The following is an 18,634-nucleotide window of genomic DNA, read 5'->3' on the forward strand; positions in this document are numbered from 1 at the left end:
AGCAGCCATAGAGTCAGAGTTTCGTTGCTTTGGGAATCCCCCTCGTCAGTCAGCATCATGGGGGGTTGGTATTAGTCGCAGCGGGGTGGGCTGTTTCACCGTCCAGCCCACCCCCTAACCCCCTCCCGCAAGCGGGAGGGGGAACATGTCCTAGTGGATTGATTTTGACATTTGCATCCCCTGGCGGTTGGGATGGGTCTGCAAATGTCAAAATCGTAAAATCCACTAGAAACAAATATTTCTAGTGGTCCGAATAGATTCTGACATTCGTGTGGGACATGGCCTCAAGCGGTGTCGAATGTCAGAATCGGACCACTAGCGCGGCGGATCAGCGTTTGCGCGTCAGTTCGCGCATCGCGGCGTCTATGCCCTCGATCGTCAGCGGATACATGCGCTCGTTCATCAGTTCGCGGATGATCNGCGGCGGATCAGCGTTTGCGCGTCAGTTCGCGCATCGCGGCGTCTATGCCCTCGATCGTCAGCGGATACATGCGCTCGTTCATCAGTTCGCGGATGATCCTGGTGGACTGGCTATAGCCCCAATGGGCTTCCGACGCCGGGTTGAGCCAGACCGCGGCGGGATAGGTGTGGGTGACGCGGCTCAGCCAGACGGCGCCCGCTTCCTCGTTCATATGTTCGACCGAACCGCCCGGATGGCTGATCTCATAGGGGCTCATCGCGGCGTCGCCGACGAAGATGACCTTATAGTCATGGCCATATTTGTGGAGAATGTCCCAGGTCGGGGTCCGCTCCGAAAAGCGGCGGTGATTATCCTTCCACACGCCTTCATAGAGGCAGTTGTGGAAGTAGAAAAACTCCATATTCTTGAATTCGCTGGTGGCGGCGGAGAAGAGTTCCTCGCAGAGGGTAATGAACGGGTCCATCGATCCGCCCACGTCGAGGAACAGCAGCAGCTTGACCGCATTATGCCGTTCGGGCCGCATCCTGATGTCGAGCCAGCCCTGCCGCGCGGTGCCGCGAATGGTCTCGTCCAGGTCCAGCTCCTCGGCCGCGCCCTCCCGCGCGAAGCGGCGCAGGCGGCGCAGCGCGACCTTGATGTTGCGGGTGCCCAATTCCCTTCCATTGTCGAGATTGGCGAATTCGCGCTTTTCCCAGACCTTGATCGCGCGCTTGTGGCGGCTCTCGCCACCGATGCGGACGCCTTCCGGGTTGTAGCCGCCATGGCCGAAGGGGGAGGTGCCGCCGGTGCCGATCCATTTGCTGCCGCCCTGATGCCGGCCCTTCTGCTCCTCCAGCCTGTCCTTCAACGCCTTCATGGTCTCGTCCCAGTCGCCCAGCGATTTGATCTTCTCCATCTCCTCGGGGCTGAGGAATTTTTCGGCGACGAGGCGCAGCCATTCCTCGGGAATCTCCGCTTCCACCCCGTCCTGGCCGAGCACGCCTTTGAACACCTTCGCGAACACCTGGTCGAAGCGGTCGAGCAGCCCTTCATCCTTCACATAGGTCGCGCGGGCGAGATAATAGAAATCCTCGGGCGTGCGGGCGATCACGTCGCGGTCCAGCGCTTCGAGCAGCAGCAGATGCTCCTTGATGCTGGCGTTGATGCCGGCGGCGCGGAGGGCGTCGAGGAAGTTGAGCAGCATGGCCGCCCTTGTCGGGCAGGCGGCGGCGGGATGCAAGCCGCGACGGTGATCCGGTGCGATCGCCCGCTCGTCCGAATATTAAGTGTTGCAGTGCATGGTTAATCCGTCACTATTCAGACTTGATCATAGTTGCGGGGCACAATTGGAACATAGGGATCTGTTGGCTGATCTGGGGGAATGGTCGGGCGACATAGCATTGCAGTGCAGCGAGACGGCTGGTTTTCTGGGCGAAGTCAATCGGCGCATCCAGGGCGACACCGCGCGTCTGGCGGAGCTTGAGCGCAACATGGACAGGCTGGCGCAGAGCCATGGCGAGAGCGTCGCTGCGGCGCAGGAGCTGAGCCTGACCGCCCACCGCGCCGGACAGATCATCGCCGACGGGCATGAGGTGATCGGCCTGTCGCTGGGCGAGGTGGCGGGGCTGGTCGCGCATGTCACCGGCCTGGAAGGGCATCTGCGCCAGTTTCTGTCGGTGATCGAGGCGGTCGGCTCGATTTCCGAGGAGCTGGGCGCGATCGCGCGACAGACGCGGCTGCTGGGCATCAACGCCGCGATCGAGGCGGCGCGCGGCGGCGAAGCGACGCTGGGCTTTGCCGTGGTAGCCGAGGAGATAAGGCGGCTGGCGGGGCAGGCGGGGGAGTCGGCCGCGTCCGTCGGCGACAAGCTTGGCCAGCTGGATCGCGATGCGCGGCGGCTGATCGGCGGGGTGGAGGCCAATATCGTGCAGGGGCGGGAGGCGGGCGTCCATATCGATCGGCTGCGCCTGAGCATGGCGGAGATCGCCTCGCTGGTGACGCAGTTCGGAGAGCGGTCCGCCGCGATCGTCGCCTGCACCGACGCCGCCGACGGCGATATCGTGGCGCTGCGCCGTGGGCTGGGCGATTTCAGCCGATCGTCGAGCGAGAGCGCGGCGCGGGTCGATGCGGCGCGCGCGCAGCTGGACGGGTTGGAGGGGATGGCCAACGCCATGCTCAACACCACGGCGCACGGGCCGCAGACGACGCGCAACAGCCGCTATATCGCGCTGGCGGAGGAAGGCGCGGCGGAAGTTCATGCGCTGATCGAGGCGGCGTTGCGGGACGGGCAACTGAGCGTCGAGGCGCTGTTCGACACGGACTATCGCCGGATCGAGGGGTCGGAGCCGACGCAATATCTGAACGGCTTCACCGCTTTTGCCGATGCCGTGCTGCGGCCGGCGCTGGATCGGCATACGGCGCAGGACAGCGCGGTCGTCGGCTGCTGCCTGATCGACATGAACGGCTATCTGCCCACCCATATCAGCGCGCGCAGCCAGCCCCAGCGGCCCGACGCGCAGGCATGGAACATGGAACATGCACGCAACCGGCAGATTTTCATGGACAGCCAGACCCGGCGGGCGCTGGACGGGGCGGGCGATTTCTTTCTCTTCACCTACCGGCAGGATCTGGGCGAGGGGCGTTATCGGGCCTTGCGCAGCGTGTTCGTGCCGCTTGTCTTCGCGGGACGGCGCTGGGGGCTGTATGAGGTGGGCTATCTGATCTGATCAGCGTTTCTGCCGATGCCGTGGATCAGCGACACGAGCACGAAGGAGATGATCATCAGCAGATACCAGCTGCCGAGCTTGGCGACGCCGACCATCTGCCAGCCATGGCGCTGGTCGGGATAAGTCCACGCATTGGCGAAGGTGCCGATATTCTCCGCGAACCAGATGAACAGGGCGACGAGGAAGAAGCCGACGAGCAGAGGCATCCGGCGCGGCTCGCGCCAGGGGATGAAGATGATCCAGGTCCGGCCGAACAGCGCGATCGCCGCGGCGAACAGGGCGAGGCGGATGTCGGGCAGCCAATGGTGAGCGAAGAAGTTGACGTAAATGGCGGCCGCCAGCAGCACCGTCGTCCAGACGGCCGGGTAGTGCGTGTAGCGGAAACCGAAGATGCGCCAGATGCGCGCGATATAGCTGCCCACCGCCGCATACATGAAGCCGGAGAAAAGGGGGACCGGTCCGACATGGAGCAGGCTGGCTTCGGGATAGAGCCATGATCCGGCGTGGGTCTTGAACAATTCCATGATCGTGCCGATCAGGTGGAAGGCGAAGATGACCTTCGCCTCATTCCAGCTTTCGAGGCGGAAGGCGAGCATGGCGACCTGGATCGCGAGCGCGGCAAGGGTCAGAAAATCATAGCGATGGAGCGGCGCGCCGGCGGGGTAGAAGAGGTGGGTCGCCAGCAGCAGCGCCAGCATCAGCCCACCGAACAGGCAGGCCCAGCCCTGCTTGAAGCCGAAGAGGAGAAATTCGAACGCCCATGATCGCGGACCGGGCGCGATGCGGATCGCCTCCAGCCGGGCGCGAATACGGGCGAAGCGGGTCGCGCCCGTCATCCTGGTCATGTCGATGGCCTAGCGCCGGGCTTGCGCGAAGAAAAGTCCTATCAGCGGCCCGACGATGCGCCGGGCCGCATCGTCACCTCGCCATTGGCGGCATAGGTGGCGACGGCCTGCGCCTGGGCGGTCTGCTTGTCCTTGCCGTCGAGGATCGCGGCGATCTGACGGGGGCTGGGCACCCTGTCATAGACGCCATAGAGATCGGTCTGGCCGACCATGTGGATGGACAGCTTGTACCCCCGCGCATCGGCCGCCGGGTCGAAGGCGAGCAGCGTGCCGCTGTCGTCCACCGGCACGATGATCGCGCCGTCGCTGCGGCCGACCTGCTGGAGCATGTCGTAGCGCCCCTCCGCCGTGGTCACGGCGCCGCGCACGCACAGGGCGTCCTTGCCGTCGCGCGGGATGCGGACGTCCTGCGGGACGGCGGGGTCGGCCGGGTCCGCCTTCGCCAATTGCGCGTCGGCGGCGTCGGCGGCGGGGCAGGCGCTGAATGTCGCCGGTGCGGTGGCATGGAGCGACGCCGCATCGTCGAAGGCGAGGCCCGACAACATGCCGTCAAGGCCCGCCAGCACCTCGGCGCGGCGTTGCGTGGGGCCGGTGACGCGAATCTTGGCGATCCAGCGCCCGGCATGGACGAAGCCCGCCGCCGTGGTCAGCGCGCCGTCGGCGGCATCGTCATAGACGGCACGGATGGCGCGACCCGCCTGACCCGCCGCCGGGGCGCTGGCATAGGCGGTGCGGCGGGTCCGGCTACCGAACCGCTCCATGATCGCCTTGTCGGTCATATAGGCGGCGAGCGAGGCGTCGGCATAGGTCGGCATATAGATATAGAGGGTCGCCTGGATGGCGCCGTCCTCGGACAGATATTGGGCGTAATTGTCCACTGCGCGGCCACCGTTGGAGGCTTCGCCGCTTTTGCTGAGGGACAGGCCGGCGATCGTCTGAGGCAGGCTGATCCCGGCGGCATTGGCGCGAATGGCGTTTTCCGTCGGCGTCCAGGCCTCGGCCTCCTCGGCGGCGTGCGCCAGCGGTGGCACCGTCAGCGACAGGATAGCAGATAGCAGGAACAACGCGCGCTTGGGCATCAGCATCCCTCTCCAGATCAGACCGTCTTTATGCGGCCTTGAACTATGACAGGGAGGCTACAGGCTAAACCGGCGGGCGCAAGTCGCTTTTCAGGCGACCGGCGGCATTTGCGCCGGATAATGGGGCAGGTCGGGGTCATGATGCGCCCAGGAGGGCGCGGTGTCGGTCCAGATCACCGCCTGCGGGCCGATCAGCGCAGGATCGTCCAGCGCGCCGGCGCGGATGAAGATCAGATGCGGGCGCGATTCGGCCAGGCTGAACAGCGGCGTGCCGCATGTGGGGCAGAAACCGCGCTTCATGGCGTTGCCGCTGTCGGCGACGCTGTCATGCCAGCGCACCTCGCCGGTGGTGGAGACTTTGTCGCTGGGGAAGCAGACATTCACCGTGGCCGATCCGCCGCCCAGATATTGGCACAGGCGGCACCAGCACATGCGCGCGGCCATGGGGTCTGCGTCGATGGCGATGCGGACCTGGCCGCAGAGGCATCCGGCGGAGTGAGGCATGGAATGGAGACTCCTGAACTAGAGATTCCGTTCGTTTCGAGCGAAGTCGAGAAACGATGGCTCGGTTCTGACCACTTCTGGACACGCTCGAAGCGAACGGAGGTGGCGTGGTTGGCCTTACCGCCCCTGCCGCCGCGTCATGAACGCTAGCCGCTCGAACATCATGATGTCCTGTTCATTCTTGAGCAGGGCGCCGTGAAGGGGCGGGATGGCTTTGGTCGGGTCGCTGTTCTGGAGGATGTCGAGCGGCATGTCCTCGTTCAGCAGCAGTTTCAGCCAGTCGAGCAATTCGCTGGTGCTGGGCTTTTTCTTGAGGCCGGGCACGTCGCGTATCTCGTAGAAAATCTCCATCGCGCGGGACACGAGGATCTTCTGGATGCCGGGGAAATGCACCTCGACAATCTGTTCCATCGTCTCGCGGTCCGGGAATTTGATATAATGGAAGAAGCAGCGGCGCAGGAAGGCGTCGGGCAATTCCTTCTCATTGTTCGAGGTGATGACGACCACCGGGCGCTCGGTCGCCGCGATCGTTTCGCCCGTCTCATAGACGTGGAAGGCCATGCGATCGAGTTCCTGCAACAGGTCGTTGGGAAATTCGATGTCGGCCTTGTCGATCTCGTCGATCAGCAGCACGGGCAGGCGCGGCGAGGTGAAGGCCTCCCACAGCTTGCCCTTGCGGATATAGTTGGCAATCTCATGGACGCGCGGGTCGCCGAGCTGGCCGTCGCGCAGGCGGGCGACGGCGTCATATTCATAAAGGCCCTGATGCGCCTTGGTGGTCGACTTGACGTTCCATTCGATCAGCGGCGCGTCCAGCGCCTTGGCGATTTCCTGCGCCAGCACGGTCTTGCCGGTGCCCGGCTCGCCCTTCACCAGCAGCGGGCGGCGCAGCAGCACGGCGGCGTTGACCGCGACCTTCAGATCGTCGGTGGCGACATAATCCTGCGTGCCTTCAAAGCGCATCCTGCAATCCCGTCCCGTTGCCAATGACAACCGGACTAGGCAATGCGATGCGCGGGCGCAACGCGTTTGTCGCGTCAGGCCGCCCTGGCGCGAACGGCGGCGCGGGCGGCGAGCAGATCCCAGAGGCCGCGATGCTGGGCGAGAAGCTGGCGCGCGCCGAACTGGATCGCCCGGTCGATGCTGTCGTCGCCGCCGATGGCGCGGGCGACCTCCAGCGTGGCGGCGCGGTCGGGCAGGGCGCAGGGCTGCGGTTCCAGACCGGCGCGGATCGCCACCATGTCGAGCACATGGCGCATCGCGCGCCAGTCGAGCACCAGCGCCATCGCCGCGCCCATGGCGCAGCCGCGCCGGTCGGACTGGGCGAGCGTGTCGAGCGCATGGCGCTGCTGGTTGACGGCGGTTTCGCAGTCGGCCTGACCCGCCGTGCTGGGGGCGGGGCCGGCGGCCACAGTGACCTGGGTCAGATAGGCGCGCTCCGCGGCGAAGGCGTCACCCGTCTCGACCAGCCAGCGACGGGCGGCATTGTCGGTCGACCGGGTGGCGGCATAGTCGATGACGCCGGGATGGCGGCCGTGCAGCAGGGAAATATAGGAGGCGGCATCGGCCAGGTCGGGCAGCGGAAGCTGGCCTTCGCGCACGACGCCCATGCCGGCGCGGTTGGCATAGCTGTGCGCGGCGGTCCCATCGGCGGCGACGAGCGCTTCGAGGACCCGCGATATGTCGCCAAATTGATAGCGGGGGGCCGCTTCGCTCATGCTCCAGATCCCTGTGATGCCCCGCCCATGCAGGGAGAAACCCGAAAATAGGGAGGCCGAGTAAACGTCCGGTTTACAGAATCAGAAAGGGCGACCGGGAAAGCCGCCCTTTTCCGTCAAGGATGGTTAATTACTATTTACCGATGCGGATTAATTTGCTGGGCGGAAGCGATTTGTCTTTCGGGTCGAGCCGGATGTTCCAAATTTCATCCCGAGTTTGCAAACTGAGATCAATATGCCATCTCATACACCAATGAGGTATTTTTGAGCAACTCAAAGTATGCTGGTAAGACGTTAACGTAGAGAAGGAGGGACGATGTTACCGACGTATGAGGCGATGGTTGAAGACGTTTACAGCGCGGTTCTGAATGCTGGAGATGTTGCCATTGATGTCGGTTCCCATCAGGGGCGACATTCCATTCCAATGGCCGAAAAAGTGGGGGAGACTGGCAGAATTTACTGCTTCGAGCCTTTGCCTATCCAGTTCGCCAATTTCAAGAACGTGGTAAATGCCAGAAACTTACAACAAATTTCCGTCTTCAATCTCGCTCTGGGTGTAGCGGATGGACGGGCATCCTTCACATCTGTCCCCGAATTTCCGGAATTCAGCGGTTTTAAGGAACGGCATTACCACGCCTCTGATGTCAAGGTTGAACAGATCGAAGTAGATGTCCGATCAATCGATTCTTTCTTTTCGGAAATTCCCAACATAAAATTCATCAAGATTGATACGGAAGGAGCTGAGCTTACCGTATTGCGGGGCGCGACTCATGTGGTTGCTCGTTGCAGACCAATCATCTCTTTTGAGCTGGGAGATTCTTCGCTTATCAACTATGAATATACGTCAGATGACTATTATTCATATTTTGAGGATATGGGATATAACATATTTTCTATATTTGGGATAGAATTGACCAGAGAGCAGTTCGTGCATTTTTCGGCTGAGCAGTTCTTCTGGGATTATTTGGCGATTCCGAAAGAAAAGGCATGGCCTGCCGGGCATGCGCCCATCCGGACGCTTGTAGCGCAACTGTCCAGTTTCTAACATCAATGGAAAATAAGGGCGGTCTGTAGCAAGCCGCCCTTATTGTTAGTGATCACTGATCTAGGAAGCTGCGCATCTTGCGCGAGCGGGACGGGTGCTTGAGCTTGCGCAGCGCCTTCGCCTCGATCTGGCGGATGCGTTCGCGGGTCACGCTGAACTGCTGGCCCACTTCCTCCAGCGTATGGTCGGTGTTCATGCCGATGCCGAAGCGCATGCGCAGCACGCGCTCCTCGCGCGGGGTGAGGCTGGCCAGGACACGGGTGACGGTTTCCTTGAGGTTCGCCTGGATCGCGGCGTCCACCGGGATGATGGCGTTCTTGTCCTCGATGAAGTCGCCCAGATGGCTGTCTTCCTCGTCGCCGATCGGCGTTTCGAGGGAGATCGGCTCCTTGGCGATCTTCATCACCTTGCGCACCTTTTCGAGCGGCATGGACAGGCGCTCGGCCATTTCCTCCGGGGTCGGCTCGCGGCCCTGCTCGTGCAGGAACTGGCGGCTGGTGCGGACCAGCTTGTTGATCGTCTCGATCATGTGGACCGGGATGCGGATGGTCCGCGCCTGGTCTGCGATCGAGCGGGTGATCGCCTGCCTGATCCACCAGGTGGCGTAGGTGCTGAACTTGTAGCCGCGGCGATATTCAAACTTGTCCACCGCCTTCATCAGGCCGATATTGCCTTCCTGAATAAGATCAAGGAATTGCAGGCCGCGGTTCGTATATTTCTTCGCGATGGAGATGACGAGGCGCAGGTTCGCCTCCACCATTTCCTTCTTGGCGATGCGCGCCTCGCGCTCGCCCTTCTGCACCATGTTGACGATGCGGCGGAATTCGCTGAGCGACATGCCGGTCGCCTGGGCGATTTCGCTCACCTCGTTGCGGATGCGTTCGACCGCGCGCGCTTCGGCGGCGGCGAAGGCGGCCCATTTCTTGTCGAGGCCCTGCACCTTTTCCAGCCAGGCGTCGTCCAGCTCGTTACCGACATAGCGGTCGAGGAAATCCTTGCGGCTGACCTTGTGGCGCTCGGCCAGGCGCAGCATCTGCCCGCCCAGCGCGGTCAGGCGCCGGTTATAGGCGTAGAGCTGGTCGACCAGATATTCGATCTTCTGCTGATGGAACTGGACGCTCTCGACCTCGGCGGTCAGGCTTTCACGCAACGCCTGATAGTCGTCCTCGGCCTTCTGGCTCAGCGTTTCGCCATTGGCCATGGCGAGCATCCGCGATTCCTGCGCGGCGGCGAAGGCGCGGAAGATTTCGGTGATGGTCGCGAATTTCTCAAGCGCCATCGGCTTGAGCGTTTCTTCCATCTGGGCGAGGGAGAGGGTGTTGTCCTCTTCCTCTTCCTCCTCGTTGCGGCGGGGACGGCGCTCGGCGCCGTCTTCATCCTCATCGCCGTCGGCGGGCTCCTCTTCCGGCTCTTCTTCTTCCTTGAAGCTCGGACCGGCGGTCTTCTCGCTGATCTCGCCATCATCGTCCTCGGCGCCTTCCTCCAGATTTTCCGGAGCGGGGTCCTTGGACAGCATGGCGTCGAGATCGAGAATCTCGCGCAGCTGCATCTCGCCATTGTTGAGCGCGGTCGACCATTCGATGATGGCGTTGAAGGTGGTCGGGCTTTCGCACAGGCCCAGGATCATCGTGTCGCGACCGGCCTCGATCCGCTTGGCGATGGCGATTTCGCCTTCGCGGCTGAGCAGTTCCACCGCGCCCATCTCGCGCAGATACATGCGCACCGGGTCGTCGGTGCGGTCGACCGTTTCCTTCTTTTTTTCGGTGACGAGCTTGGGGCCGTCATCGTCGCCCGAATCGTCTTCGGCGTCTTCGGCATCCTCGCGCTCGCGCTGCTCGTCGCCGTCCTCGCTGGCTTCCTCATTCTCGACGATGTTGACGCCCATCTCGTTGAGCGCCGCCATGATGTCCTCGATCTGCTCGGAGGACATCTGATCCTGCGGCAGGGCGTCGTTCAGTTCGTCATAGGTGATGTAGCCGCGCTTTTTCGCGCGGGCGATCAGCTTCTTGACCGAGGCTTCGTTGAGATCGAGCAGGGGGGCGTCGCCGCCATCCTCCCCATCGCTCACGCCGCCATTCTTGCTGTTCGCCTTGGTCGCCATCTATTCGCCTTAACTTCGCCGCCCTGCAAAAGGGCTAACTCGATCAAATACTATCTTCGGACTGCGCAAGTTCCGCCAGGCGGCGATCGTGATCGGCTTTCAGCACGCGAATGCGCTGCTGCTCAGCGAAATTTTCCTCGCTGAAGTCGCTCTCGAACCGCCTCGTGGCTTCCACCAGCGCCGTTTCCAGCTCCGGTCCCTGCGCCATCACCCGGACGGCCTCCTCCAGATCGCGCGCAAGGCGATCAGGGTCGGTTGCCATCCTGTCGGGAGTGAGTGTGAACGCATCGGCCCGGAGCATCCCCTTGGCCATATTATACAACTCACCTTGCCCCAATATGGTAAGGAGGGCCTGCGTTTCAACTGTTTCTTTGCGGAAGGACAGGCTGACCATCGCGGCGAGCAACTGGGCGAGCAGGGGATCGCCGATTTGCAGGGCCGAAAGCATCTCCCGATGGGGCGCGATCTGTTCGGGATGGCGCAGCAGCGCGGCCAGGATCGCGCGCAGCAGCCGCTGTTCCATCCCGCTCGCGCCGATCGCGCGGGCTTCGGTGCCGGCGGGCGGAATCGGCGGCTTCCAGTTGCCGCGCCGGTCGCGTTGCCAGCGGCCCGGATTGTTGCCGCCGCCCTGAAAGCCCTGCCGGGCGGGAGCCGAGTCGCGCCGGGCGAAGAAAAGCGCGTCGTAGCGCTCGCGAAATTCATGGGCATAGTGGGCGCGCACGTCGGGATGCTGAATTGCATCCGTTATGGACCGAAGCCGCTGCTTGAGCGCGGCTTTCTCTTCCGGCGTGGCCAACGGCGCCGAGGAGACTTCATGCTTCCACAGCCGTTCGATCAGCGGTTCGGCGCCGTTCAGCACGGCCTCCATCGCGTGCCGGCCGCTGGCGCGAATCAGGTCGTCGGGGTCCTGGCCGGGCGGGAGCGTCGCGAAGGCGAGGCTGTGGCCGGGGTGGAGCAGCGGCAGGGCGCGGGTGGCGGCGCGGATCGCCGCCTTCTGCCCCGCCGAGTCGCCGTCGAAGCAGAGCAGGGGCACTTCCACCATTTTCCACAGCCGCTCGATCTGATGCTCGGTCAGCGCTGTGCCGAGCGGGGCGACCGCTTCGCCGAAACCGGCCTGGGCCAGCGCGATCACGTCCATATAGCCTTCGACCACGATGACGCGGCCGCTGCTGCGGCTGGCGGGGGAGGCCTTGTCGATATTGTAGAGGGTGCGGCCCTTGTCGAACAGCGGCGTGTCGGGCGAGTTCAGATATTTGGGTTCGCCCGCCCCAAGGATGCGGCCACCGAACGCGATGACCCGGCCGCGAATGTCGCGGATCGGGAACATGAGGCGGCCGCGGAAGCGGTCATAACTGTCGCGTTCGTTGTCGGGATTGATGAGCAGGCCGGCCTCGACCAGCATCGGCTCGCCAAACTCCTTGAGCGCGGTTTTCAGGCGACCGCGTCCATCCGGCGAATAGCCGAAGCCGAAGGCGCGGCGGGTGGCATCACTGATGCCGCGCTTTTGCAGATAGGCCCGCGCCTCGCCGCCGTCGATGCCGCCAAGCTGCTCCTCGAAGAAGCCCTGCGCCGCCGCCATCGCATCGTGCAATCCCTTGGCCTGTTCGGCGCGCTTGGCGGCGCGCGGATCGGGCGCGGGGACGTCCATGCCGGCGGTGGCGGCCAGTTCCTTCACCGCCTCCATGAAGGGCAGGCCGCGATGATCAGTCATCCAGCGGATCGCATCGCCATGCGCGCCGCAGCCGAAACAATGGTAAAAGCCCTTTTCGTCGTTGATCGTGAAGCTGGGCGTCTTTTCGTTATGGAAGGGGCAGCAGGCCTTATATTCGCGCCCGGCCTTCTGCACCTTCACCGTCCTGCCGATGAGGGTGGACAGCGACGTGCGCGCGCGCAGTTCGTCCAGCCATTGAGGGGTGAGGGTCATGTGGAGCGCTCAGGAGGAATCGCACAACATCCGTTCGTTTCGAGCGAAGTCGAGAAACGGATAGCATATTCTTCTCGTTTCTCGACTTCGCTCGAAACGAACGGGGACTGTGAAGCTGCGCGTTCCTTGGGCGGTTTCGCGAGGTGCGACACTAAGGACCAGTTTCCCGCTATCATCGCTTCCTTCTTGGCGCGGGACCATCCGCCTATGATGCGCTCGGCCTCCAGAGCCTCTATGCGCGATCCGAAATTCTCGCTCCAGACGAGCGTAACGGGCAAGCGAGTGCGGGTAAACTGGCTGCCCTGCCCGCATTGATGCTGACCTATGCGATGCTCCAGACTGTCGGTGTGGCCGGTATAATAGCGGCCATCTGAACATTTGAGCATGTAGGTCCAGAAAGCCATCGGGCGATTATGCCTGAAGCCGCGCTTGTGTCGAGCTTGGTGCTAGTCGTTTCTCGACTTCGCTCGAAACGAACGGAGATAGGCGATTGACCCCTCCCGCAAGCGGGAGGGGAACTATAGCGGCAAGCTCAACCCAAAGCCGCCTTGACCAGCCCGCTGGCCTTGCTCATGTCGATCACCGAGCCATGGCGTTCCTTGAGCACCGCCATGACCTTGCCCATGTCCTTCACGCTTTCCGCGCCGATTTCGGCCTTGATCCCCTCGATCGCGGCCTTGGTTTCTTCCTCGCTCAACTGGGCGGGGAGGAAGCTTTCGATCACGTCGACTTCGGCCTGTTCCCTGGCGGCCAGTTCGTCGCGGCCGCCGTTCCTGAACATCTCGATCGATTCGCGGCGCTGCTTCACCATCTTCTGGAGCACTTCCACCACGATGGCGTCGTCGTCCGGCACGTTCGTCGCGGTGCGCAGTTCGATGTCGCGGTCCTTCAGCTTCGCCAGGATCAGGCGCACGGCCGCCAGCCTTTCCTTGTCGCCGGCCTTCATCGACTCGACCTGGGCGCTCTTTACCTGCTCGCGAATCATGGCGATAGAATCCTGTCTCTTCGGGAAAGAAGCAGATATAGCGGCAAAAGAGATTTTTAACAGACGTTGACCTTGGGAGGATGCGCGCCTACCTGACCGGCCGTTTAACCCGCTCCAGACGGGTTCCCGCAAAAGCATAAAGGACCGCAGACCATGGCAGACGCCAAAACCCTTACCGTGCCCAAAGGAGCGACAGGGGTCGTGGTTTTTGCCGATGGCAGCGCGGTGTTCGGCCGCGGCTTCGGCGCGGTCGGCGAAGCGGTGGGCGAACTCTGCTTCAACACCTCCATCACCGGCTATCAGGAGATCATGACCGATCCGTCCTACGCCGGCCAGATCATCAACTTCACCTTCCCGCATATCGGCAATGTTGGCACCAATCTGGACGATGTCGAGGCGACGTCGTCCCACGCGCTCGGCTGCATCGTGCGGCAGGATGTCACCGCGCCCAGCAATTTCCGCAATGTCGAACCGTTCGACCAGTGGATGCGTGAAAATGGCCGCATCGGCCTCGCCGGGGTCGACACCCGCGCGCTGACCCGCCTCATTCGCATCAAGGGCGCCCCCAATGTCGTGATCGCCCATGATCCCGAAGGCGCGTTCGACATCGCGGCGCTGGCGGCGAAGGCGGCAGGCTGGCCGGGCCTCGAAGGCATGGACCTCGCCATCGAGGTCACGGGCAAGGAAAGCCGCCTGTGGAAGGATGGCGTGTGGAAGCTGGGCTTCGGCTATGGCCTGAACGAGGCCGGCGAGGAACGGCCCCATGTCGTCGCGATCGATTATGGCGCGAAGAACAATATCTTCCGCAATCTGGTGCAGGCCGGCGCGCGCGTCACCGTGCTGCCCGCCACCGCGACCTATGAACAGGTGATGGAGCAGAAGCCGGACGGCGTGTTCCTCTCCAACGGTCCGGGCGATCCGGCCGCGACCGGCGCCTATGCGGTGCCGGTGATCCGGCAGGTGCTGGACGCCGACACACCCGTGTTCGGCATCTGCCTGGGCCACCAGTTGCTGGGCCTGGCGGTGGGCGCCAAGACGATCAAGATGCACCAGGGCCATCGCGGCGCCAACCACCCGGTCAAGCGCCTGAGCGACGGTCTGGTCGAGATCACGTCGATGAACCATGGCTTTGCCGTGGACGCCGACACGCTGCCCGCCAATGTGCGGTCGACCCATGTGTCGCTGTTCGACGGCAGCAATTGCGGCATCGAACTGACCGACAAGAACGCCTTTTCGGTGCAATATCACCCCGAAGCCTCGCCCGGCCCGCAGGACAGCTTCTACCTGTTCCAGCGGTTCGTGGACGGCATCAAAAAGCCGGTCGCGGCGTGAGCCAGAACCTGCCCCCGGTCGACGAAGCGCGCCTTGCCGCCGAGTGGGAGGCGGACAAGGCCGTCCTCGCCAATCTGGCCGCCAATGGCGACGTGGCCCGCATCGCGCGGCCCGTGGACGTGTCCTTCCGGGGCAGCGAGAAGGATTTCGAGCGCGTCCTGATGATCGCCAGCCAGTTCGGCATGGTCGAACTGGACCGCGAGGAGGATGAGGATGGCGACCTGTTCCTCTTCCTCGAATGCGTGCAGCCGGTCGACGAACAGTCGATCCGCGCGCTGACCAGGAAGTGCCTCCAGATCGAAATCCTCTGCGGCGTCGAATATGACGGCTGGGGCTGCGAAGCGCAGGCGGGGGGCGTGCATTGATGGCCCATTTTGGGAGGGATTGAGCAATGGCGACGGTGCGCGACTTTACGGTTGAACATCTAGACAATGCCCGGCCTCACGAAGAGGTCGAAACCATCGTGCGGCTTGTAGATTGCGGCCGTGAGAAACTGATCCAGATTGATACCTACGGCCGACCCGGCCGGGAGATGCCTGGGAAAGTTTCGCAAACAATTCGCTTAGATAAAACCGCTTTTGAAAAGCTGGTGCAGATCGGGAAAAGCCACTTCTGATGCCTAAAAGAACCGACATCTCCTCCATCCTCATCATCGGCGCGGGTCCGATCATCATCGGCCAGGCGTGCGAGTTCGATTATTCGGGCACGCAGGCGGTGAAGGCGCTGAAAGAGGAGGGCTATCGCATCATCCTGGTGAATTCCAACCCGGCCACGATCATGACCGACCCGGAATTTGCCGACGCGACCTATGTCGAGCCGATCACGCCCGAAATCGTGGCGAAGATCATCGAGAAGGAGCGGCCCGATGCGGTGCTGCCGACGATGGGCGGGCAGACCGCGTTGAACACGGCGCTGGCCCTGTTCAATGACGGCACGCTGGAGAAGTTCGGCGTCAAGATGATCGGCGCCGACGCCGACGCGATCGACAAGGCGGAAGATCGCCTGAAGTTCCGCGACGCGATGGACAAGATCGGCCTCGAATCCGCCCGCTCGCGCATCGCGCACTCGATGGAGGAGGCGCTGGAGGCTCTGGAGTTCACCGGGCTTCCCTCGATCATCCGCCCCAGCTTCACGCTGGGCGGCACGGGCGGCGGCGTCGCCTATAACCGCGAAGAGTTCAAGCGGATCGTCAGCGAGGGCCTCGACGCATCGCCGACGACCGAAGTGCTGATCGAGGAATCGCTCCTCGGTTGGAAGGAATATGAGATGGAAGTCGTGCGCGATCGCAACGACAATGCCATCATCATCTGCTCGATCGAGAATATCGATCCGATGGGCGTCCATACGGGCGATAGCATCACCGTCGCGCCGGCGCTGACGCTGACCGACAAGGAATATCAGATCATGCGCAACGCGAGCATCGCCGTGCTGCGTGAAATCGGCGTCGAAACAGGCGGTTCCAACGTGCAGTTCGCGGTCAATCCGAAGGATGGCCGCCTGATCGTGATCGAGATGAACCCGCGCGTGTCGCGCTCCTCGGCGCTGGCGTCGAAGGCGACCGGCTTCCCGATCGCCAAGGTCGCGGCCAAGCTGGCCGTGGGCTATACGCTCGACGAGATCGAGAATGACATCACCGGCGCGACGCCGGCCTCGTTCGAGCCGACCATCGACTATGTCGTGACCAAGATCCCGCGCTTCGCCTTCGAAAAGTTCAAGGGGTCCGAGCCGCTGCTCGGAACCGCCATGAAGTCCGTCGGCGAAGTCATGGCGATTGGCCGCAATATCCATGAATCGATGCAGAAGGCGCTGCGCGGTCTGGAAACCGGCCTGTCGGGCTTCAATCAGGTCGATCATCTGGTCGGCGCGCCCAAGGACGACATCGTCGCCGCTCTGGCGCAGCCGACGCCCGACCGCCTGCTGGTCGCCGCGCAGGCGCTGCGTGAAGGGCTGACCGTCGCGGAAATCCACGCCATCGCCAAGTTCGACCCCTGGTTCCTGGAGCGGATCAAGGAAATCGTCGACGCCGAAGCCGAGGTGCTGGAAAACGGCCTGCCGCAGGATGCGGACGGGATGCGTCGCCTGAAAGCCATGGGCTTTTCCGACAAGCGGCTCGCCTGGCTGGCGCTCAAGTCCGCCAACCTGCGCGGCATGGAGCGCGGCATCGCCCGCGGTTCGGGCCTGATCCACGAAGCGGTCAAGGCCATGACCGGCGGCGTGACCGAGGATGAAGTGCGTGCGTTGCGCCACAGGTTGGGCGTGCGCCCGGTGTTCAAGCGCATCGACACCTGCGCCGCCGAATTCGAGGCGAAGACGCCCTATATGTATTCCACCTATGAAGCGCCGATCTTCGGCGAGGCGGAGAATGAGGCGCAGCCGAGCGACCGCAAGAAGGTGGTCATATTGGGTGGGGGGCCGAACCGGATCGGGCAGGGCATCGAGTTCGATTATTGCTGCGTCCATGCCTGCTTCGCGCTGGCCGAGGTCGGCTATGAGACGATCATGGTCAACTGCAACCCGGAAACCGTGTCGACCGACTATGACACGTCCGACCGCCTCTATTTCGAGCCGCTGACGGCCGAGGATGTCCTCGAAATCCTGAGCGTCGAAATGTCGAATGGCACGCTGGCCGGCGTCATCGTCCAGTTCGGCGGCCAGACGCCGCTCAAGCTGGCGCAGGCGCTGGAGGATGCGGGCATTCCCATCCTGGGCACCAGCCCCGACGCGATCGACCTGGCCGAGGATCGCGAGCGCTTCGCGGCGCTGATCGACAAGCTGAAATTGAAGCAGCCCGCCAACGGCATCGCCCGCAGCCGGGAAGAGGCGATCGCCGTCGCCAACCGCATCGGCTATCCAGTGCTGATGCGGCCGTCCTATGTGCTGGGCGGCCGGGCGATGGAGATTGTCGACGGCCAGGCGCAGCTGGAGGAATATATCACCACCGCCGTGCAGGTGTCGGGCGACTCGCCGGTGTTGATCGACCAATATCTGCGCGATGCTGTCGAGGTGGACGTGGATGCGCTGTGCGACGGCGACGATGTCGTCGTGGCGGGCGTGCTCCAGCATATCGAGGAGGCGGGGGTCCATTCGGGCGACAGCGCCTGCTCGCTGCCGCCCTACAGCCTGTCGGATGCAATCATCGCGGAAATCGAACGGCAGGCCGATGTTCTGGCCCGTGCTCTGTCCGTCCGGGGCCTGATGAACATCCAGTTCGCGGTCAAGGACGGCACCGTCTATCTGATCGAGGTCAATCCGCGCGCCAGCCGCACCGTGCCCTTCGTCGCCAAGGCGATCGGCACGCCCATCGCCAAGATCGCGTCGCGCGTGATGGCAGGCGAGATGCTGAAGGATCTGCCGAAGATCGATCGCAACGCGATTTCGCACATCGCGGTCAAGGAAGCGGTCTTCCCCTTCGCGCGCTTCCCCGGCGTCGATCCGGTCCTGTCGCCCGAAATGAAGAGCACCGGCGAAGTCATGGGAATCGACAGCGATTTCGCGACCGCCTTCGCCAAGGCGCAGCTGGGCGCGGGCATGGTCTTGCCGACCGAAGGCACCGTCTTCGTGTCGGTCAAGGATAGCGACAAGCCGGTCATCCTGCCGGCGGTCAGGAAGATGGCGGCGATGGGCTTCACCATTATCGCGACCAGCGGCACCGCTTCCTATCTGGAGGCGCAGGGCATTGCCGTCGAAACGGTCAACAAGGTGGCCGAAGGACGCCCGCACATCGTCGATCGGATCACCGACGGCGACGTGCAGCTGATCTTCAACACCACTGAGGGCTGGCAATCGCTCAAGGACAGCAAGGCGATCCGCACGTCGGCGCTGCGCGCCAAGATCGCCAGCTTCACCACGGCGGCGGCCAGTGTCGCCGCGGCGGACGCGATCGAAGCGCTTCGGGGGCGTGCCCTTGAAGTGCGCGCACTCCAGTCCTATTATCCCCTGTCGCAAGCCTGAACCCCTGCACAAGGAATGATGCTG

Annotated in this window: 16 protein-coding genes; 6 read left to right on the top strand and 10 right to left on the bottom strand. The window is 63.2% G+C overall.

The window, feature by feature from the left end; genetic code table 11:
- Positions 1–428 precede the first annotated feature (428 nt).
- Positions 429–1,604: a vWA domain-containing protein gene (locus tag AC58EF_RS15580; RefSeq protein WP_497277284.1), complete on the bottom strand. Its 1,176-nt coding sequence runs from the start codon at positions 1,602–1,604 to the stop codon at positions 429–431.
- 157 nt (positions 1,605–1,761) lie between these two features.
- Here AC58EF_RS15580 and AC58EF_RS15585 point away from each other — a divergent pair, with 157 nt between their 5' ends.
- Entirely contained in the window at positions 1,762–3,126 is a 1,365-nt protein-coding gene (locus AC58EF_RS15585; protein WP_497277426.1) for a methyl-accepting chemotaxis protein, read from the top strand.
- Here the strand turns inward: AC58EF_RS15585 and AC58EF_RS15590 are convergent.
- The 5 genes from AC58EF_RS15590 to AC58EF_RS15610 all read right to left on the bottom strand — a co-directional run bounded on the left by AC58EF_RS15590 (position 3,114) and on the right by AC58EF_RS15610 (position 7,272).
- Positions 3,114–3,971, bottom strand: coding sequence for a DUF817 domain-containing protein (locus tag AC58EF_RS15590; protein ID WP_497277285.1), 858 nt, complete (start codon positions 3,969–3,971; stop codon positions 3,114–3,116). The two genes, AC58EF_RS15585 and AC58EF_RS15590, sit on opposite strands and share 13 nt — an antisense overlap.
- A 41-nt stretch (positions 3,972–4,012) precedes the next feature.
- Positions 4,013–5,050: a hypothetical protein gene (locus tag AC58EF_RS15595; protein WP_497277286.1), complete on the bottom strand. Its 1,038-nt coding sequence runs from the start codon at positions 5,048–5,050 to the stop codon at positions 4,013–4,015.
- A gap of 90 nt (positions 5,051–5,140) precedes the next feature.
- A complete protein-coding gene (locus AC58EF_RS15600; RefSeq protein ID WP_497277287.1) occupies positions 5,141–5,554 on the bottom strand; it encodes a GFA family protein in 414 nt (137 codons plus the stop codon).
- A 117-nt stretch (positions 5,555–5,671) separates the two neighbouring features.
- Positions 5,672–6,517 carry an AAA family ATPase gene (locus tag AC58EF_RS15605; RefSeq protein WP_497277288.1) on the bottom strand — a complete coding sequence of 282 codons (846 nt, stop codon included), beginning with the start codon at positions 6,515–6,517 and terminating at the stop codon, positions 5,672–5,674.
- Between the two features lie 74 nt (positions 6,518–6,591).
- A complete protein-coding gene (locus AC58EF_RS15610) occupies positions 6,592–7,272 on the bottom strand; it encodes a DUF6975 family protein (protein ID WP_497277289.1) in 681 nt (226 codons plus the stop codon).
- 316 nt (positions 7,273–7,588) lie between these two features.
- Between AC58EF_RS15610 and AC58EF_RS15615 the strand changes: the two genes are divergently transcribed.
- Positions 7,589–8,317: an FkbM family methyltransferase gene (locus AC58EF_RS15615; RefSeq protein ID WP_497277290.1), complete on the top strand. Its 729-nt coding sequence runs from the start codon at positions 7,589–7,591 to the stop codon at positions 8,315–8,317.
- A 52-nt stretch (positions 8,318–8,369) separates the two neighbouring features.
- Here the strand turns inward: AC58EF_RS15615 and rpoD are convergent, their stop codons facing one another.
- The 4 genes from rpoD to AC58EF_RS15635 form a co-directional block, all read right to left on the bottom strand.
- A complete protein-coding gene (gene rpoD, locus AC58EF_RS15620; protein ID WP_497277291.1) occupies positions 8,370–10,418 on the bottom strand; it encodes an RNA polymerase sigma factor RpoD in 2,049 nt (682 codons plus the stop codon).
- A gap of 43 nt (positions 10,419–10,461) precedes the next feature.
- A complete protein-coding gene (gene dnaG, locus AC58EF_RS15625; RefSeq protein ID WP_497277292.1) occupies positions 10,462–12,342 on the bottom strand; it encodes a DNA primase in 1,881 nt (626 codons plus the stop codon).
- Positions 12,339–12,746, bottom strand: a complete 408-nt coding sequence (locus AC58EF_RS15630) for a GIY-YIG nuclease family protein (protein ID WP_497277293.1) — start codon at positions 12,744–12,746, stop codon at positions 12,339–12,341. The genes dnaG and AC58EF_RS15630 overlap by 4 nt, the downstream gene beginning before the upstream one ends.
- A gap of 128 nt (positions 12,747–12,874) precedes the next feature.
- The gene (locus AC58EF_RS15635; protein ID WP_497277294.1) at positions 12,875–13,327 is read right to left on the bottom strand and encodes a GatB/YqeY domain-containing protein; all 453 of its coding nucleotides are present in this window, start codon (positions 13,325–13,327) and stop codon (positions 12,875–12,877) included.
- A gap of 153 nt (positions 13,328–13,480) precedes the next feature.
- On the opposite strand from AC58EF_RS15635, the gene carA reads away from it, so the two are divergent.
- From carA to carB, 4 genes are read left to right on the top strand one after another with little or no spacing between them, the layout of a single operon-like run.
- A complete protein-coding gene (gene carA, locus AC58EF_RS15640; protein WP_497277295.1) occupies positions 13,481–14,659 on the top strand; it encodes a glutamine-hydrolyzing carbamoyl-phosphate synthase small subunit in 1,179 nt (392 codons plus the stop codon).
- Complete coding sequence (locus AC58EF_RS15645) at positions 14,656–15,024, top strand: ribonuclease E inhibitor RraB (RefSeq protein ID WP_497277296.1); 369 nt, start codon at positions 14,656–14,658, stop codon at positions 15,022–15,024. Before carA ends, AC58EF_RS15645 begins: the two co-directional genes overlap by 4 nt.
- 26 nt (positions 15,025–15,050) lie before the next feature.
- Positions 15,051–15,275, top strand: coding sequence for a methionyl-tRNA formyltransferase (locus AC58EF_RS15650; RefSeq protein ID WP_161730337.1), 225 nt, complete (start codon positions 15,051–15,053; stop codon positions 15,273–15,275).
- A complete protein-coding gene (gene carB / locus AC58EF_RS15655; protein ID WP_497277297.1) occupies positions 15,275–18,610 on the top strand; it encodes a carbamoyl-phosphate synthase large subunit in 3,336 nt (1,111 codons plus the stop codon). Before AC58EF_RS15650 ends, carB begins: the two co-directional genes overlap by 1 nt.
- Positions 18,611–18,634 lie beyond the last annotated feature (24 nt).

The sequence above is a fragment of the Sphingobium sp. WR1 genome (assembly GCF_059693745.1).

What these genes read in the sequence shown, in the direction of transcription:
- AC58EF_RS15580 (WP_497277284.1), bottom strand. Translation starts at nt 1,604, where the DNA reads ATGCTGCTCAACTTCCTCGACGCCCTCCGCGCCGCCGGCATCAACGCC.
- AC58EF_RS15590 (WP_497277285.1), bottom strand. Translation starts at nt 3,971, where the DNA reads ATGACCAGGATGACGGGCGCGACCCGCTTCGCCCGTATTCGCGCCCGG.
- AC58EF_RS15595 (WP_497277286.1), bottom strand. Translation starts at nt 5,050, where the DNA reads ATGCCCAAGCGCGCGTTGTTCCTGCTATCTGCTATCCTGTCGCTGACG.
- AC58EF_RS15600 (WP_497277287.1), bottom strand. Translation starts at nt 5,554, where the DNA reads ATGCCTCACTCCGCCGGATGCCTCTGCGGCCAGGTCCGCATCGCCATC.
- AC58EF_RS15605 (WP_497277288.1), bottom strand. Translation starts at nt 6,517, where the DNA reads ATGCGCTTTGAAGGCACGCAGGATTATGTCGCCACCGACGATCTGAAG.
- AC58EF_RS15610 (WP_497277289.1), bottom strand. Translation starts at nt 7,272, where the DNA reads ATGAGCGAAGCGGCCCCCCGCTATCAATTTGGCGACATATCGCGGGTC.
- AC58EF_RS15615 (WP_497277290.1), top strand. Translation starts at nt 7,589, where the DNA reads ATGTTACCGACGTATGAGGCGATGGTTGAAGACGTTTACAGCGCGGTT.
- rpoD (WP_497277291.1), bottom strand. Translation starts at nt 10,418, where the DNA reads ATGGCGACCAAGGCGAACAGCAAGAATGGCGGCGTGAGCGATGGGGAG.
- dnaG (WP_497277292.1), bottom strand. Translation starts at nt 12,342, where the DNA reads ATGACCCTCACCCCTCAATGGCTGGACGAACTGCGCGCGCGCACGTCG.
- AC58EF_RS15630 (WP_497277293.1), bottom strand. Translation starts at nt 12,746, where the DNA reads ATGGCTTTCTGGACCTACATGCTCAAATGTTCAGATGGCCGCTATTAT.
- AC58EF_RS15635 (WP_497277294.1), bottom strand. Translation starts at nt 13,327, where the DNA reads ATGATTCGCGAGCAGGTAAAGAGCGCCCAGGTCGAGTCGATGAAGGCC.
- carA (WP_497277295.1), top strand. Translation starts at nt 13,481, where the DNA reads ATGGCAGACGCCAAAACCCTTACCGTGCCCAAAGGAGCGACAGGGGTC.
- AC58EF_RS15650 (WP_161730337.1), top strand. Translation starts at nt 15,051, where the DNA reads ATGGCGACGGTGCGCGACTTTACGGTTGAACATCTAGACAATGCCCGG.
- carB (WP_497277297.1), top strand. Translation starts at nt 15,275, where the DNA reads ATGCCTAAAAGAACCGACATCTCCTCCATCCTCATCATCGGCGCGGGT.